We start from the raw sequence: 16,244 nt of genomic DNA, 5'->3' as shown, positions 1-16,244 counted from the left end.
CACTTTATATTTCAGTAATGCCCAATTCTAAAATAGCAATTGGCTTATTTGAAATATTGGTGAGCTCATGATATGCTTTATCCAGTATGTCAGTAAATGAATTATAGGTATCTTCTTTGGTTTGCGGACCATATACACTTACCCCAAGCCAATCAATATAGGTATCACCCGGATAATATTGATGTATTTCATTCCATGATTTTTCAGGATAGGATGATGCATTCACGTGAAAAAACCAGGTGATATTATCTACTTTATGATGACGAAAAAGTGTGATGATATATCTGTAAGCATCACGGAAACGTTCCGGGCCATCGGCTTTTTTTCTATCGCCATAAAGATCAGTTGTTCCCCCACCATTATAGCTTCCGTTCCATGGAAACCAATCTCCGTTGACTTCTGTTCCAAATTCAACTAACAGTGGAATAGCACTCTCTTTAGCATCAAGTGCCCATTGTATAAGTTCTTTGTCAAACTCTCCATCGATGATTTTTTGCATGGTATAGCGTGAATCTGGACCTCCTACGTTGAAATCACTTCTAGGCATGAGTCTGATAAAAGGTAACTTTCCGCTCTTATGAATGGTATTGACTTCAGCTAGAGGAAACTTGATCGCATCATACCAGTTGTTGGAGAAGTATGCCCAAACTATCTTTTTTTTTGCAAGGGATTCAAAATTTTTGATACTTTTTGATGTTACATTATCTTCTGTCCCTCCAAAATCGGGATTTGCAGCATGATAGATAGATCTATGTGGCGGTGCTTGAAGTTTTTTGGAAACAATATGTGCTTGAGATATAAATACGGAGGAAGCGATACCTTTTTGATAGGCCCTTAAACTCTTTTTGGATGAGTCGATCCTCAACCTTGTTTCATCAAAGTTTTCATTCCACCATGCAACAGCTTTGATATTGGGATATCGTTTATTTGCAAGTGAAAAGAGTGCTTCCTCGATCCATTTCGCCTTTGAATATTTTGCATGATCATTGCAGTATCCTATCTGAGTTGTAATAAATAGATAGAAAACTATCACTGGTAGCTTCAATAGATGAAACATAGGTCATTCCTTACTATAGCTACTCTACCAATGAGGTAGCTCTAACAAATGTATAGCCTTCATTTTGTAATCCGGGTATGATCTTTGAAAGTTCATCTGTTCCCAGATAAGGATGGTAATAGAAACTTGCAACACTATCACGTACCACTTTTAGCTTTTTGGAAAAACGTATAATATCATCTGATGTGATGGTTCTATAGCCATCATTTGGCGCATCCTCAATGTTGTGTATATTTTCAGGAATCACATAATATCCATAGGTGTCTTTTCTAATGATATACGGGTAAAACTGCCCGACAAATTTAGATTTATCAGTCTCATCTGGATAGTAGATAAGTCTGGAGTACTGTATTTGATAGACCTCTTGGATAGACCGGTAGTGCTCCGGTCCTGCCATATAGTGCGGTGCTTCCCATGCAAATGCCTGTATGCCAACTTCCTCTAAAATCGCTTTCCCTTCCAGTATTCTATTTTTTGCCCAAGTTCCATTATGATCTTCAGATAGTCCTTCATAAGTATAAATACTATTTCCATCATCTGTGACTCTTATAAATTCAAAATCCTCAGCCGTAACCCCATTATATGGATTAATGTAATCATATAGCTGATGACTAAATCCATGCTGTACGATATCAATCAGTCTTTCATTATAGTAGGCTTGCAGTAGTGTACCGATATCTGACTCATAAAGTTTGATCGTTGTATTGATTTCGTTATGGTAAACACCGTATGGATCCTTATACTGAGGGATGGTAGCAACATTGAAAGGAATGTTTTGGCTCTGCATATACTCTGTTATTGCAATTAAATCGGAAGGATCAGTCTCCGCATTTACATCCTCGAGTCTCATGGTCGCCTTGTGCGATTCATTATGGTCTATATTAAGCATATCATGCAGAAGATCTGCAAATGCGAGATACCTGTCCTCCTCTGACATATAGGAAAAAGGAATATCCCCAACAAACCAGAAATTTCCTCCATGTGTGACATAGGGTTCATTTGATATAGATAAATCGATTGTTGAGTTTGCTTCAGCAAGGACAGATGTTTTATTTTCATCAGAAATTAAAATAGTGTTAAGTTCTAATGCACAGGCATAGGCATTGTTTATTGTTGGTTCAGGTTCACAGTTTGATGTATCTGCATCAGGTGTTTTGAATGGTATTACACCTTTATAGAGTTCTGTATCCTTATACCATACACGAGTATAATTTGTATCTGTACCGGCGCTAGTAAAGCCAGTTGACTCTTCAAATGTTGTTCCTCCCCAAGCATTTGTTTTCCATTCATATTCCAGCAGGTCAAGGTTATAGTTTATCCATACAGTTGTTTTGTTGTTAGTAGCAATGTCTTTAAAAAAATCTAAGTAATTTGTAGTGTATCCATCAGAACTTTTAAAGTTAGTCAAATCGTTTAAGTATGTTGTACCAAGATAGAAAACAGTCGTAATATTTTCATCAACTATTTCATTGGCAATATATTGCTCAGCAGGTTTGGAGGTAATGTTGAGATCAAAGTGGCCTAAGAGGTTTTCAAGTAAGAGTGCATTGATATTTCCCTGTTCTCCATAAGGACCTGCGGTATCATACACAATCAGGACATTTTGCAAGGGAGGATTGTGACTTGGTACAGGAAGAGTAATATTAATATCTGTACCTGTCGGAGGATCTTGAATCGGTGTTTCTGCTAAAGAACTGCCACTACCTCCCCCTCCACAAGAGGTGAGAAGTAATAAAAATATAGCAAGTGCACCAAATTTAATTAATCTTTTCATTGTGATAACCTCCTTCTTTTTCAAATACTTAATAGATACAGTTTACTCCGTTTAAAAGAAAAATTCAAGCATCAGTCTTAGTGCATGATCATCTTCCGGATCTCCGGCATATTGATGACGATATTCCAGTCTTGCTCGTCCGATATATTGATGGGACTTATATTCGCGTTCATTACGCCAGAACAGGTAAGAGATCCCTGCACCTACATCAAACCTTTTGATTGTCTCTTTTGAACCATTATCATTGCTATATCCTGCAGAAGTACAAAGATAAGGCATCCAGGCATCTTGATATCCAGTTTTCCATACATATCCATGTTCATAGTTTGCATAGAGACTGTAGGTACCATTATCCAGATAGTATACACTGTCCATATAAAGGTGTTTCCATTCATACTCTGTTTTTGTAGGGTAAAAGTCATATCCATCAAAGAGTTCCCATGATGCTCTGAGCATGGTATCGTCACGACTTTCATCACCGCCTTTAAAGAATTTTTCTACAAAGAAGTAGAGTCTTTCATCTTTGAGTGGCTGAAAGCGTAGTCCAATGGATGGTTGCCATGTTTCTGATCGGATGGCCAAACTTTGGTCCCGTACTCCAGCCAGCGCTTTCACATAGACGGTCGCATAGTCATCAAAAACTTTTGGTTTATAATGAAGTTCTAAAGCCGAGAACCCACCATAGTTAGCAGAAAGTATGGGTGATATTCCGCCAGGATTATCATAGGAGTCAAGTCTCACCCCATAGGTTAAATATCCAAAGAAGTCACGGTCCAGTTCTGCTACACTGTATTTTAACTGATAGAGTTTGTCGATGTTTTCAGGTTCTTCTTTTTTAACGATATCAATACTTTTTTTCAAACTCTCTATAGCCTTTGTTTTCTCTTTTAATTGTATCTGAGAGTAAGCCAATGATTCATAATAGCCTGATGTTGGATGAAGTGCTGATGCTTTCTTAAATGCATCTGCTGCCTGTGCATACTTTTCCTGAGCGTAGTAAACATGTCCGAGCTGTTCATATCTTACTGCATTTTTTGGGTCATACTTCAGTGTATTTTTGATGTGTACACTTGCTTTATCATAGCGCTTTTCATGGATAAGATCATAAGCCTTCTGTGTTTCTGCTCTTAGAATATCTTCACGTGTAGGTCTTGGTTTGGTTTGTGGTTTTTTTCGCACTGTTTTAGGTTGTGGTTTCTTCGGAATAGTGTTTCTGTTACGCAGATACACCAGTCTTTCTTTATACTGAGGGAGCGGATCACTTTGATAGAGTGCTTCCATGAGCGCTATAGCTTTTTGGTCTTGATGATTTTCACTGTACTGATGGCTCAAATAGAGTTTTTGTTTGTCCGTCAAGTTTTCAAGCTGGGTAAGATCATCCACTATAGAGAGTATTTTAGCGACCTTGCTCTCTTTTTTATAAAACGCTATCAGAGAAATTGAAAAGTTGAATTTTTCTTCCTCTGTTAGACCTGCATAAGGATAGTATTTCTCCAGTATCTGATACTGCTGTTCAGGATCCTTTTTGAGATAAAGCAGTATTTTTAGATCTTCTGGGTTTTTTCCAACTTCGTATGTATCTGAATAAAGCGCAATTATTTTATCTTGCATCTTTGCATTTTCATAAAGATACACTAGACGTACCCTGTTCTTATCAGAAGGATTCGCATGATATATTTTTTCCATTGTTTCGATGGCTTTTGATGCATCGCCGCTTTTGAGATACATGGATAAAGTATGTTCATTTCTCAAATCAAACTCTTCCATATGGGCAATGATGTTTTTTTCTTGATCAAACAGATTCTCTTTTCTCAAAAGATCCGACCAGACAGCAAGTTTCTCATCCGGGATCTTTTGAGACTTGCAATGGTCTACGTAGAAACGGGTTTCTCTGAACGCTTCATCGAAGAGTTTATGCTCAAAGAGTAAAGAGATAATTTCTAAAGATTCAGACGGACAAGATGACGTACTATATTTTGGATGGAGTATTTTTTCCAAAGAGGCATCGGTTGCTTCTTTATTTTCAGACAGAATGGCTGATCTTAGAATGATATTATTGTTAAGTTCCTGTTCACTTTTTTTAAGCGTTGTAGCGTCTTCTATAGAAGATGCTGCTTTGAGGGCTTGCGCATAGTCTTGCAGCTCAAAAGCGCTATAGCCTTCGTAGTATTTTTGATAGGTAGATGGCTCTACAAGCTCAACATATTTCCTGGCACATTCAAAATCTTTATCCTGCATACAGAGTACAACGACTCTATTGCCCGCTCTAGCATTCTTTGGATCAATCTCTAGCACTTTCAAAAGAAGTTCTTTTGCTTCTTTGATCTTGCCCTCAGCAATGTAGTTATCAGCTTTTTGCAATCTAGGGTAGACTCGATATTCAGTGAATTCCTCTTTTAGATGATCTACAGGGTTATTCACCATATCGGCATTCAAGAATGTCATACAATATAGAGGTATAAATACTAGTATTCGTTTCATGCGTCGATCCTTGTAAGTTGGTCATCAGGTAAAAAGCCGAAATGTTGGCAACTGGCAATAAAGTCTTGGTTGTTTTGTGTTCTATACTCTAAGATTTCATCTACCATTCCTCTTGGGATCATTTTTTTCTTGAGAACGCTACGAAGCTGACTAAACTCTGTTTCACTCAGATCATGGAAAAGCACCTCTTTTTGAATGGTTACGATGGTACTTTCGTTGGTGATGTAAAGTTCGGTACGATCAGATAGCTTTCTTTTACATTCATCTACGACTACATCGACTACTTGCCCTGATGAAACGATAGGTTGTACATGATCGACAGTCTTGAGGATAATAATGTCATTTTCAAGCAAGGAATAGTGATCGACTCTATTCATAGTCTCATTATCTACTTGGTTTGGAGTGATATCATGGATATATTTCAGATTGCTTTGTATGGACATCGCTTTTGCCAGATCTGTTTCGCTTATAATGTTTTCTTCTAACAGTAGTTTACCTAAGGCCTTCTGCTTACTTCTTTGTTTTGCCAAGGCCTGTTCAAGGGTAGCCTGGTCAATGAGTTTTTCTTCTAATAGAATATCTCCCAGTTTTTTATGGAATTTTCTGCGAAGCGGGAAATCATGTGTGGTTTTATCCCATGGGATCTGCTGCCCTGCTTTTTTCAGTTTAAAGAACTGTGCTAATGCTTTGAACATGGCAAAAAAGTTGATAAAGTTCCCCCAAATAATTCTTGGGATACTCAGTAATGCGCCTTTGATACCATAGACTTCATAGGTAAAATACATTCTTTGGATGATACGGTTAAGAAAGAAAAAAGCGTTAATGATAAGAAGGTACCAAAGTAAATCCCCTTTTTTAATGATAGGTGGGAACCACCATATATCCTGGGTGATTTTTGTATACAGTGCCATCCCAAGAATATTGATAACAAGGATATAGGCCAGAACATTGGCAAGGTTGGTGAGAATGGCTTTTCTATCTCTATAAAGGATATAGTTGGTTTTAAAATTGTCAGACCATCCAAGTTGTTGCCATCCTTGAAGTGCAATACCTGTGATCCATCTTGCTTTTTGTCTGACCGCTTGACGGAATGTTGAAGGAAAAAATTCTCTAACGCTAATAAGGACCTGTTTTTTCTTATTTTTTTCCTTACCATAGCTATTTCTGGTCGTATACTCTAGTTCAGCAGGTACTCTTACAAAGATGAGCTTCATATTCTCATGAAACAGCTCGTACCCTAAGTTATAATCCTCTGTAAGGGTATCAATTAGGAAGACTTCTCCGTTGTGTATTTCTTTGAGTTTATCAATGGCTTTTCTACTCAGGGCTGTTCCTACACCTGCACTTGGAACAAATCCCAAGATACTTTCTCTTACAATAAGGTCTTTCCCATGATTTTCTGCAAATTCGTCTTCATAATGTCCTGTAGTAAAATCATACCATTCTCTTTCAAACGGAAAAACAGGGATCTGGATGAGATCATTTTTACCAATGAGATGATTGAACAACTTTAACTCCAAAGGGTGTATTAAGTCTTCCGCATCATGCAGTACAAACCCTTCAAACTCTATATTATGTTCTTTTTCAAATAAGAAAATATCTTCAATGATGTGATTGAGACAATCTGATTTATTTGTGGGCCCAGGGGTACGGGTAACAACCTTATGTACATTCCGATAATGCTCAACGACCATATCCACATCATGCTGCGTTTCAGGATCATTGGGATAGGTACCGATAAATATATGATAGTTGTAATACTCAAAGCTTGAAGCAGCCAAGGCAGCCATATCTGCAATAACCCCTTTCTCCTGCCATGCCGGAACCATAATAGCAATAGGCTTTTCTCTATCTTTATAAAGCTCATTCACATTAAATGGTTTATGTTTTTTGTATACAGTAAACCTTCGCCATATACGACGGACCCAATAATAACAATCTATAAAAAAATCATCTATACTACTTAGTAAAATAATAATGGCTGCGAAAAGTACTAAATATTTTATCACTAACCAATATGCTACAACATAATCTATAAATTCCATTCCCTTTTCCTTGTCCTTTTATGAGGGGGAGAGAAATTTTATACATTTTCCCCCTATATCCCTTATTTTATTTTATCATAATTTATTATATAATTTAAGTTAAAATTAAATAAATCATATGGAATATTTTTAACCCGATAGACAATGCATTTTTAAATATATTTAGATATAATTGCATCGTTATTTGAAGTGATCAGTAGGGAAATGTAGGCATTTATGTTTATGTTGGCGATATTTTAGTATCGTTTACGCTATCCGAACAGACTTCTGGAACAGTCGAAGAGACTTAAAATCTATTAATTTAAAGGATATAAAATGAAAAAGTTTTTCTTACTTTTCTTAGCACTTGGTGCTGTTGCATTTGCTGGTGAAGCAGATGGTGAATCTATGATCAAAGCATACTCAGTAGTTGCTGCTGGTGTTGGTCTTGGTCTTGCTGCTCTTGGTGGAGCTGTTGGTATGGGTAACACTGCTGCTGCGACTATCGCTGGTACTGCTAGAAACCCAGGTCTTGGTGGTAAACTAATGACTACAATGTTCATCGCTCTTGCAATGATCGAAGCACAAGTTATCTATACATTGGTAATCGCGCTTATCGCTCTTTACGCTAACCCATTTATCGGTTAATCTTAAAGACATTAAAAGGTTGTGATGGATATAATCCGTCACAACTTTTTAACCCCTCATTTTTTAAAGTTCAGTAGTACTTTTAAACTACAAGTCTATGTGCGTCAGTGGTGGAACGGTAGACACGCTACCTTGAGGGGGTAGTGCCCTACGGGTGTGGAGGTTCAAATCCTCTCTGACGCACCATCTTCTTGAAAGCCTTTAGTTAGGTACTTCATCACATTTTTTACTCTATTTAGCCCCATATAAAAACAGAGATAACCCATATTTTTTATTTTCTCTATCATGCAAATGCTACTTTTAAATCTTGGATCAGGTTTATGATTGAAAATCATTAGATAGGGTATTTGAAGTGCTTAGTATGGATTTAAATACTCGGTGATACACATTTTAATAGTTTGAATTCAAGGATATATTTTTACATATATGGCGAGCACAACGTCATTTAAAGGCTAGGTTTGCATAATCTAGGCTTTCTGATGTCACTATAGTATAATTTATTTATATGTTAAATATTATATATACGAATAACTAAATATTATAATTAGTCTTTTTTTTAACAAAAGCGTATTAAATGCCGTAAAATAGGGCTTTTTGTCTTATTTTTATCTTTTTTTAAGAATTAGTTGTGTTATAATGATTCCATCTTAAAAACAAGGAAGTAAGAATGACAAAATCAGATTTCGTAGAATTGGTACAGAAGAACGGTGAGTTTGAAAGTAAAGCAGCAGCAGAGAGAGCGGTAAAAGCATTTATCACTTCAGTCACTGATGCATTAGTAAAAAAAGAAACTGTATCATTGGTAGGTTTCGGAACTTTCTCTACAGTAGAAGTAGCAGAAAAAAGTGGTAAAGTTCCTGGAACTGATAAAACTTATACAAAAGCAGCACATACTGCACCTAAATTCAAAATGGGTAAAACACTTAAAGACGCTGTAGCAGGTAACTAAGTTCACCCTCATATCTACTCCCTTAGGGTAGTAGATATCCTTCACTCTCATTTCATCTTAAACTTTTTTAAAACACCCTATAAACATCCCTGAGATATACTACGTTAATACTTTATCTAAGGATTTTTATGCAATTACAAAATACAATAGGTTTAGGTGTCGCAGGAAATTTTGCACACCATTTGGAACAAGCAGGCGAACTCAAAGACTTTGAAAATGTTATAACTGCTGAACCTGATGCACCTAAAGGTATATTTCCTTTTTATCTTCCTGGATCAGACTCTTTTTTAGGAGTGTACTCTATAGGTACAGATACACTCACGCTTCCAGATTATGAAGCAAATGCACAAGTCGAACCGGAAATCGCTGTACTTTTTGATATTGTATATGATGAGGGGAAAAAAGTCATTGATCTCATGGCTCAAAAATTTACTACATTCAATGACTGTACCATTCGTAAAGAAGGGGCAAAAAAGATTTCAGAAAAAAAGTCCTGGGGCCTTAACTCTAAAGGCATAGGGGACAAATGGATATCTATTGACAGATTTGAAGAGGGCGGTGTGATGGATCATTACCATTTATGCTCTTTTGTGAAACGCGAAGGTATATTACATCCCTATGGTGTAGATGCACCACTGCTAGGTTACTCTTATTTCTATACAAAGCTCAAAACATGGTTGATAGACAAAATGAACACACAAGAAGATTTTGGTCCCTTAGAAGATATTGCTGCACATCTTCAAGCCACACATTATCCTAAACAGGCCCTCATCTCTATAGGTGCAACAGCCTATGCAGCGTTTGGTGAGAATAATTATCTGCAAAGTGGAGATGAAGTGTATGTAATCGCCTATGATAGTAGGAAGGATACCTCTAGTTGTGAACCATCAGAGTCTAAAGTGATACTACATCAGCGAGTTTCATAGTTGAAAGAGAATGAGGCTAAGTGCCATGACAAACATTCCTAAGACTAAGCCCACAATGACAGTGTGGTCATTTCCATATCGTCTGGCAGTAGGCAATAACTCATCAAATGAGATATAGACCATAATGCCTGCCACCATTCCAAATGTGATCCCCAGTGTCAATTCTCCCATAAGCGGCGTTAGAAGCATATACCCAAGGAGTGCACCAATAGGTTCTGTAAGTCCTGATGCAAAAGCCAGGGTAAAAGCTTTTTTTCTCTTTCTTGTAGCATAATAGATCGGAAGTGCGATAGCAAGTCCTTCTGGAATGTTGTGTATCGCTATGGCAAAGGCTACCGCTATACCAGAATTGATATCTTCCAGTGCCATCACAAAGGTAGCAAATCCTTCGGGAAAATTGTGTATGGCAATAGCAATTGCAGTAAATGCTCCTGCTCTTGAGAGTGCAGTATGCTGGTTTGATGGGTTAGATGCGTGTTGTTCATTAAATTCCAAAGCATGATGCGGATTGACATTATCAGGGATAAGCTGATCGATGATAAATGTGACTAGTATCCCAGAAAAGAAGGCAAAAAGTCCTAAGCTTTCACCCATGAGAGAACCATATTTATGTGTAAATGCATCTTGCGATTTTGTCAGGATCTCTACAAAAGAGATGTAAATCATGACCCCAGCAGAGAAGCCCAGTCCTATAGAAAGAAATTTGGTATTGGTCGATCTGCTTAGAAAAGTAAGTAAAGCTCCCAGTCCTGTCGCCAGCCCTGCAAAAAGTGTCAAAGCAAATGCAGACAAGACCTGAGAAGAAGTAAATGCTTCCACTTTATGTGCCTGTTAGAGCTTATTCTTGAGACTCACTACAAACTCACTGATATCATCATGGAGTGCCTGAAGATCTTCTTCGTGTTCTACTTCATCTGCAAGTATTTCCGAGACGATATCATAGGTCACTATATCTTTATCCCGTGTCATATCAGTAAGTTCAGAATAGACTGATATCGCACACTGCTCCCCTTTAATTGAATCTTCAAGGATACTCACGACATCAAAATCTTTTGGTTCTTCATATCCACAGTTCGTATGCGTAAACCACTCTTGTGGATGAAGGAGAGGAGTTCCGCCAAGTTGGAGAATCCTGTCTGCTATCATATTTGCATGTCTGAGTTCATCTGTAGCATGTTGTGTGAGTTCTGCTATTGCTGCATCTTTCATAATACCTTTGATAACTTTTGCTTCAATGAAATATTGATAATAAGCTAACCATTCATCCGCATACGCTTTGTTGAGCATGGTAATAATCTCTTTGATATCTAAACCTTTGATAATCGAATTTCCTCTTACTGCCATCATGTATCCTTTCTTAGTAAAATGAAGAAAACAATCTTCTTAATGTCAGTATAGTCTTATGAACTTAAAGGAAAATTATTATCATTTATAATAGAAAGAAGAGAAGGTATAGAAAACAGTGGGCAAAGCCCACCTAGGAGGAAGGTTTAGCTTTTAAACCAATTTTTTACTCTGTCAAATGCAGAATCAAAAGCACTTTTATGTGGACGGCTCTCTACACCATAACTATCCTGGAGTTTTTCAAGGAGTTCTTTTTGCTCATCATTGATCTTCTTAGGTAAGACCATACGAACCTGTGCGATAAGACGGCCTTTGCGTCCGCCATGTACATCTGTGATACCCTCACCGTCGAAGACAAATTGCTCTTTATCTTTGGTGCTTTGTTTAAGTTCCAGTTCCAATTCACCATCAAGCGCAGGGATAGAGATAGTTTCTCCTAGTATAGCTTGTGTAAAGAATACAGGTACTTCTATATAGATATCATTTCCATTTCGGATAAAGTTTTCATCTTCTTCTACATGGAAAGTAAGGTAGAGGTCACCACGTTGTCCATTGATAGCTTCGTTACCATAACCTTGTGCTCTGAGACGGTTCCCTGAGTCTACACCAGCAGGAATATTTACAGTGACTGTGTCTTCTTCTTCATGATATCCTTTACCATGACAGCTTCCACACTCTTCTTTTATACTTTGTCCTTGACCATGGCATTTCGGACATGTTTGTGCAAACTGCATAGGTCCTTGTCTCATTAGTACCTGGCCTTGACCTTGACAGTAGTCACACGTCTCTAGTTTTGCATCTTTTGCACCCGTACCTTTACAATCTGTACAAGGTGTTTTATAACGGATGTCTATCTTCTTTTCGCAACCAAAGACAGCTTCATGGAATTTTAATGGAAGTTCTATTTCAAAATCGAGTGCATATTTTTGGCCCGGGTCTCTACGTGTTCGACCGAAACCTCCGCCAAATCCACCACCGGAACCACCAAACATAGAGTTAAAGATATCCATGATGTCATCCATATTTGCACCGCCGAATCCGCCACCCATACCACCTTGGCCTTCAAGACCTGCTTTACCGTAACGATCATAAACCGCTCTTTTTTCTTCATCACTGAGTACTTGATAGGCTTCGTTGACTATTTTGAACTTATCTTCAGCTTCTTTATCATCAGGATTTCTGTCTGGATGATATTTCATCGCCAGTTTTCTGTATGATTTTTTAAGCTCAGCACCTGAACAGTCTTTACTTACTTCAAGTACTTCATAATAATCTAAATCTGTCATTAATATATCTCCATAATATCGGGAATGATTTTGGCGAATTCTACCATAATTTAGTTATAATCACAAAAATATAAATATAGGTAGTTCATTATGGTTGTACATATCGTTACATTTAAATTTAAAGAAGAAAATAAAAAGGCCAATATCATACAGGCAAAACAAATGTTGGAAAATCTCATGGGTGCTGTACCTTCACTGAGAAGTATCGATGTCGGGGTGAATTTTTCTACAGAAGAACGCGCAATGGACCTAAGCATCATAACTGTATTTGAAAGCAAAGAAGGATTGGATGCTTATGCCATACACCCTGAACATCTTAAGGTAGTGGACTTCATAAAGACAGTCGTCGAATACTCCAAAGTAGTGGATTACGAACGCGCCTAATGAAACACTACAAGATAGAAGCATTTGAAAATTTGGTGGAGGCTTTTGGTTCTTTGCCCTCCATTGGTAAGAAAACAGCAATTCGCTTAGCCTATCATGCGGTCATGGAAGATGGGTTTGCTGCCATGAAATTGGCCCATGCATTGGAAACCGGGGTCAATGCTATCCAAAAGTGCAGCAAATGTCATAATATGAGTGAAGATGAACTGTGCAGTATCTGTTCTGATCCTTATCGTGATAATACAAAACTTTGCATTGTGCAAAGTGCTAAAGATATCTTGACCATTGAAGAGAGCGGACAGTTCGATGGTGTCTATTATGTGGTTACAGAAGTACATGATCTGGATGACGCACATTTGTTCTATGCCGTAGGAGGTGTAGATGAGATCATCTTTGCTTTCCCTCCGAGTATTGCTACAGATACGATGATACTTTATATAGAAGATAAGCTTAAAGGTCTTGATATACACTTTACCAAGATAGCGCAAGGTGTTCCTACAGGGGTAGAGTTGGATAATATAGATGTGATGTCACTCTCACGCGCATTAGAAGCGAGAGTGAAGATCTAGCAGCGTATCTATCGGATATATAGTTTATTCGCACTTCTTATCGATATAATCCTGTACAAACTTACGCACATCAGCATAGACAAAAGAATCTTTGTACCCTTCTATCTTTCCACCGCTTGCATTGGGGTGTCCCCCACCATTCCCTATGTGAGCAGCCATTGCTGAGACATCCAGTTTATTGTTGCTTCTGAGTGAAAAGTGCCCTCTGAAGTTCACATCCATATAGAAGTCATAGTCATCATTTTCTACCATACAGGTATTTCCTATAATGGATGTATTGCCCACATTGTAGCCAAGTATCCCCTTATAACCTTTATAGGTTATAGTAAGACGTTGTTTGTCTCTTGTGAGCAGGTCTGTGACATAAAAGGCAACGAGATTGTCTTTGGTGTTGTTCTCTGCCTGTCTAAAAAAAGATTTTTTAATCTGGTGTAGATCATCATCTAGTTGTATAGGTGCATTTTCATCATTGACTCTTTGTTTCGCTGCTTCTATAAGAGAGAGTTTAAAGGCTCTGTCCTGTGCCGGAAATAAAATACGGTTGACTTCTCTTGCTCCGGAGATCATACCAAGCATTACTTTTCCATATTCAAAAAGGGTGTCCTCACTAAGCCAAATATCTATGGCATTGATCGCTTTTACGATGCTAGCTAAGTCACTATTCTTATCAAAGTCATAATGTTGTTGCAGCCAGTCATAGGTGATCAGTGTAGCACAACGTGTTGTGTCAAGTTTATACCAGGCAAAACGTTCTGCAGCACTTGCTCCTGTAGCATGATGATCAAGCAGTTGGAGCTTCGCACCGATACGTACAGCTTCTTTTTCTATCCAGGTACCTTCTTTGGTAGTGAGGTTGAGGTCTGTGATGAGAATGAGTGCTTCGACATCATCTCCATGTAAAAACTTATCCTGTTCTATCTTTTTAACAATCTCGCCAAGTCTTGCGGGTACTTCAGGACCATAGTTTGCATTATAGCAGTCGATGGTGTCGAAACATTGTTCCGAGAGATATTGACATCCATAGCCATCAAGATCTATATGGGAGAGGTGGTAAACATGTTGTTTCATAAAAATATGCCTTTTTGAGGTTAAAATATAAGTGCATTATACAATGAAGTACTTGTAGGGTCGATAGAGTCAACCCTGAAGAGGAGAAAGAAGTGTGTATTTAAAGTATGTCGCCTAGCGTTAAACCATTTAAAAAGTCATCTATCTTCGTTTGAAAATTTATCAGAAAAGGTGAGATGGCACAGCTTCCTATGGTCCCGTTTGGACAGGTACTTGTATAGCTGGTACAGTCAAACACAGCAGGTGATTTACCTTCAGCAGCAAAAATGATATCATTCACACTGATTTCATTCACATCTTTGGCTAAGATAAATCCGCCATGTGCACCTTTACGTGATTCGAGGATGCCTTTTTTTGCAAGACTTTGTAAAATCTTTGCAAGAAAACTTTTAGGGATACACAGTTCATTCGCCAACTGTTCTGCACCGATAGGAATGTCAGATTTTCGTATAGCATCTAAAGAGAGTAGAGCATATTCACTTGCACGGGTCAATAGCATAATAAAACCTTTTTATTAATTAGGAGTATTTTACTCTAATTTACATTAAAGTAGGCATGGTATGTGTCAATATTCGTCTAAGCTTATTATGCTATTATTGCGTTCCCAAATTGAATTTTGGAAATTAAATACCAATCAGGAGGTCATTATGGCTTTAGATCAGGCGAAAAAAGCAGAAATTATTGCTAAATATGCTAGAGGAAACGGCGACACAGGTTCAACAGAAGTACAAGTAGCTCTTATTACAGAGAGAATCAAATACTTAACTGATCACCTTAAAACAAACAAAAAAGATCACTCTTCAAGACTAGGACTACTTAAACTAGTAGGTCAAAGAAGAAGACTTATGAGATATCTTAAAAATACAGATCTTGCTAGATGGAACACTATCAAAGCAGATCTTGGTATTAGAAACTAATACTGCATCCCTTATCAGCCTTTGGCTGGTAAGTTTTATACACATACATACACACTTTTCCCCCTCAAATCACCAAAATTTTCACTCGTACACACAAGTTACACATCAATCTGCTAACCTATCTTTAGGCACATTCTATTAAGTTTAGTCATATTCACTCAAGTAGTACTTGACAAAGGTACACTCAATGTTGTATAATTGCCGCAAGCATTAGATATGAAGGTGCAATATTTATAACCAAAGGAGGTCTGTATATGAGTCAAGAGAATGAAAATCTTGAAGAGTCTCAGGCTGAAGAAGTCGAAGAGCAAACAGAAGTAGAGGAGACTGCGGAAGTTGACCCTCTTGAAGCTGCGCTTGCAGAAGCTGCTGACTATAAAGATAAGTATCTCAGAGCCCATGCTGACTTTGAAAATGCTAAAAAACGTTTAGAGAAAGATAAAATGAATGCAGTGGCTTATGCAAATGAGAGTTTTGCAAAAGACATTTTGGCAGTCATGGACTCTTTTGAAAATGCATTGGCATCTATGGAAGAGAGTGGAGACAGTTCTGAAGTCTTAGAAAAGATGAAAGAGGGTGTAAACCTTACGCATGAACAACTGAAAAAGGTTTTAGAAAAAAACCATATCAAAGCAGTTGAATGTGAAGGTGAATTTGATCCGGAAGTACATCAAGCGATCATGCAAGTTGAAAGTGATGCACATGAAACAGGTGAGATAGTTCAAGTGATGCAAAAAGGGTATACGATAAAAGATCGTGTACTCAGACCAGCGATGGTTTCAACCTGTAAATAAACAAATAAAATAGAATAGTTAAG

Annotated in this window: 16 protein-coding genes and 1 tRNA gene; 8 read left to right on the top strand and 9 right to left on the bottom strand. The window is 37.7% G+C overall.

Translation table 11 applies throughout. The annotated features are described in order from the left end of the window. Positions 1–4: 4 nt before the first annotated feature. From LDM93_RS06515 to LDM93_RS06500, 4 genes are read right to left on the bottom strand one after another with little or no spacing between them, the layout of a single operon-like run. A complete protein-coding gene (locus LDM93_RS06515) occupies positions 5–1,057 on the bottom strand; it encodes a glycoside hydrolase family 26 protein (RefSeq protein WP_223891406.1) in 1,053 nt (350 codons plus the stop codon). Positions 1,058–1,076: 19 nt separating this feature from the next. Beyond that, complete coding sequence (locus tag LDM93_RS06510; protein WP_223891405.1) at positions 1,077–2,831, bottom strand: DUF2334 domain-containing protein; 1,755 nt, start codon at positions 2,829–2,831, stop codon at positions 1,077–1,079. 51 nt (positions 2,832–2,882) lie between these two features. Beyond that, positions 2,883–5,312 carry a tetratricopeptide repeat protein gene (locus LDM93_RS06505; protein WP_223891404.1) on the bottom strand — a complete coding sequence of 810 codons (2,430 nt, stop codon included), beginning with the start codon at positions 5,310–5,312 and terminating at the stop codon, positions 2,883–2,885. Next, positions 5,309–7,357 carry a glycosyl transferase family protein gene (locus LDM93_RS06500; protein WP_223891403.1) on the bottom strand — a complete coding sequence of 683 codons (2,049 nt, stop codon included), beginning with the start codon at positions 7,355–7,357 and terminating at the stop codon, positions 5,309–5,311. Before LDM93_RS06500 ends, LDM93_RS06505 begins: the two co-directional genes overlap by 4 nt. A gap of 315 nt (positions 7,358–7,672) precedes the next feature. On the opposite strand from LDM93_RS06500, the gene LDM93_RS06495 reads away from it, so the two are divergent. The 4 genes from LDM93_RS06495 to LDM93_RS06480 all read left to right on the top strand — a co-directional run bounded on the left by LDM93_RS06495 (position 7,673) and on the right by LDM93_RS06480 (position 9,859). Further along, entirely contained in the window at positions 7,673–7,984 is a 312-nt protein-coding gene (locus LDM93_RS06495; protein ID WP_223891401.1) for a F0F1 ATP synthase subunit C, read from the top strand. A 101-nt stretch (positions 7,985–8,085) separates the two neighbouring features. After that, positions 8,086–8,170 (top strand) — tRNA-Leu (locus LDM93_RS06490). A 481-nt stretch (positions 8,171–8,651) separates the two neighbouring features. Beyond that, a complete protein-coding gene (locus tag LDM93_RS06485; RefSeq protein WP_223891400.1) occupies positions 8,652–8,933 on the top strand; it encodes an HU family DNA-binding protein in 282 nt (93 codons plus the stop codon). Between the two features lie 128 nt (positions 8,934–9,061). After that, complete coding sequence (locus LDM93_RS06480) at positions 9,062–9,859, top strand: DUF5718 family protein (protein WP_223891398.1); 798 nt, start codon at positions 9,062–9,064, stop codon at positions 9,857–9,859. Here the strand turns inward: LDM93_RS06480 and zupT are convergent. The 3 genes from zupT to dnaJ form a co-directional block, all read right to left on the bottom strand. Beyond that, positions 9,854–10,678, bottom strand: coding sequence for a zinc transporter ZupT (gene zupT / locus LDM93_RS06475; protein WP_223891397.1), 825 nt, complete (start codon positions 10,676–10,678; stop codon positions 9,854–9,856). The two genes, LDM93_RS06480 and zupT, sit on opposite strands and share 6 nt — an antisense overlap. A gap of 12 nt (positions 10,679–10,690) precedes the next feature. Then, positions 10,691–11,203 (bottom strand): ferritin-like domain-containing protein, encoded by a 513-nt coding sequence (locus tag LDM93_RS06470; protein ID WP_223891395.1) that lies wholly within the window; start codon positions 11,201–11,203, stop codon positions 10,691–10,693. Between the two features lie 146 nt (positions 11,204–11,349). Beyond that, complete coding sequence (dnaJ, locus tag LDM93_RS06465; protein ID WP_223891394.1) at positions 11,350–12,489, bottom strand: molecular chaperone DnaJ; 1,140 nt, start codon at positions 12,487–12,489, stop codon at positions 11,350–11,352. A gap of 90 nt (positions 12,490–12,579) precedes the next feature. Between dnaJ and LDM93_RS06460 the strand changes: the two genes are divergently transcribed. Together LDM93_RS06460 and recR are read left to right on the top strand one after the other, a co-directional pair. Then, the gene (locus tag LDM93_RS06460; protein WP_223891393.1) at positions 12,580–12,873 is read left to right on the top strand and encodes a Dabb family protein; all 294 of its coding nucleotides are present in this window, start codon (positions 12,580–12,582) and stop codon (positions 12,871–12,873) included. After that, complete coding sequence (recR, locus tag LDM93_RS06455; RefSeq protein WP_223891392.1) at positions 12,873–13,442, top strand: recombination mediator RecR; 570 nt, start codon at positions 12,873–12,875, stop codon at positions 13,440–13,442. Before LDM93_RS06460 ends, recR begins: the two co-directional genes overlap by 1 nt. Before the next feature lie 24 nt (positions 13,443–13,466). Here the strand turns inward: recR and LDM93_RS06450 are convergent, their stop codons facing one another. Next, the gene (locus LDM93_RS06450) at positions 13,467–14,510 is read right to left on the bottom strand and encodes a DHH family phosphoesterase (protein WP_223891391.1); all 1,044 of its coding nucleotides are present in this window, start codon (positions 14,508–14,510) and stop codon (positions 13,467–13,469) included. A 100-nt stretch (positions 14,511–14,610) separates the two neighbouring features. Continuing rightward, the gene (locus LDM93_RS06445) at positions 14,611–15,009 is read right to left on the bottom strand and encodes an Rrf2 family transcriptional regulator (RefSeq protein ID WP_223891390.1); all 399 of its coding nucleotides are present in this window, start codon (positions 15,007–15,009) and stop codon (positions 14,611–14,613) included. Between the two features lie 148 nt (positions 15,010–15,157). On the opposite strand from LDM93_RS06445, the gene rpsO reads away from it, so the two are divergent. Both rpsO and grpE read left to right on the top strand, forming a co-directional pair. Then, the gene (rpsO, locus tag LDM93_RS06440; protein ID WP_008244083.1) at positions 15,158–15,427 is read left to right on the top strand and encodes a 30S ribosomal protein S15; all 270 of its coding nucleotides are present in this window, start codon (positions 15,158–15,160) and stop codon (positions 15,425–15,427) included. A 254-nt stretch (positions 15,428–15,681) separates the two neighbouring features. Then, a complete protein-coding gene (gene grpE / locus LDM93_RS06435; protein ID WP_223891389.1) occupies positions 15,682–16,221 on the top strand; it encodes a nucleotide exchange factor GrpE in 540 nt (179 codons plus the stop codon). The last annotated feature ends 23 nt before the right edge of the window (positions 16,222–16,244 follow it).

Origin of the sequence: Sulfurovum sp. TSL6 (assembly GCF_019972115.1) — a bacterium.
Classification (GTDB): domain Bacteria; phylum Campylobacterota; class Campylobacteria; order Campylobacterales; family Sulfurovaceae; genus Sulfurovum.
The sequence above is the reverse complement of the archived record's forward strand: the minus strand, read 5'-3'. Positions and strand labels throughout refer to the sequence as shown.

Bases quoted from the DNA above. Each gene is read 5' to 3' on its own strand.
- dnaJ (WP_223891394.1), bottom strand. From the start codon at position 12,489: ATGACAGATTTAGATTATTATGAAGTACTTGAAGTAAGTAAAGACTGT.
- LDM93_RS06515 (WP_223891406.1), bottom strand. From the start codon at position 1,057: ATGTTTCATCTATTGAAGCTACCAGTGATAGTTTTCTATCTATTTATT.
- LDM93_RS06460 (WP_223891393.1), top strand. From the start codon at position 12,580: ATGGTTGTACATATCGTTACATTTAAATTTAAAGAAGAAAATAAAAAG.
- recR (WP_223891392.1), top strand. From the start codon at position 12,873: ATGAAACACTACAAGATAGAAGCATTTGAAAATTTGGTGGAGGCTTTT.
- rpsO (WP_008244083.1), top strand. From the start codon at position 15,158: ATGGCTTTAGATCAGGCGAAAAAAGCAGAAATTATTGCTAAATATGCT.
- LDM93_RS06485 (WP_223891400.1), top strand. From the start codon at position 8,652: ATGACAAAATCAGATTTCGTAGAATTGGTACAGAAGAACGGTGAGTTT.
- grpE (WP_223891389.1), top strand. From the start codon at position 15,682: ATGAGTCAAGAGAATGAAAATCTTGAAGAGTCTCAGGCTGAAGAAGTC.
- LDM93_RS06470 (WP_223891395.1), bottom strand. From the start codon at position 11,203: ATGGCAGTAAGAGGAAATTCGATTATCAAAGGTTTAGATATCAAAGAG.
- LDM93_RS06495 (WP_223891401.1), top strand. From the start codon at position 7,673: ATGAAAAAGTTTTTCTTACTTTTCTTAGCACTTGGTGCTGTTGCATTT.
- LDM93_RS06445 (WP_223891390.1), bottom strand. From the start codon at position 15,009: ATGCTATTGACCCGTGCAAGTGAATATGCTCTACTCTCTTTAGATGCT.
- LDM93_RS06500 (WP_223891403.1), bottom strand. From the start codon at position 7,357: ATGGAATTTATAGATTATGTTGTAGCATATTGGTTAGTGATAAAATAT.
- LDM93_RS06510 (WP_223891405.1), bottom strand. From the start codon at position 2,831: ATGAAAAGATTAATTAAATTTGGTGCACTTGCTATATTTTTATTACTT.
- LDM93_RS06480 (WP_223891398.1), top strand. From the start codon at position 9,062: ATGCAATTACAAAATACAATAGGTTTAGGTGTCGCAGGAAATTTTGCA.
- LDM93_RS06505 (WP_223891404.1), bottom strand. From the start codon at position 5,312: ATGAAACGAATACTAGTATTTATACCTCTATATTGTATGACATTCTTG.
- LDM93_RS06450 (WP_223891391.1), bottom strand. From the start codon at position 14,510: ATGAAACAACATGTTTACCACCTCTCCCATATAGATCTTGATGGCTAT.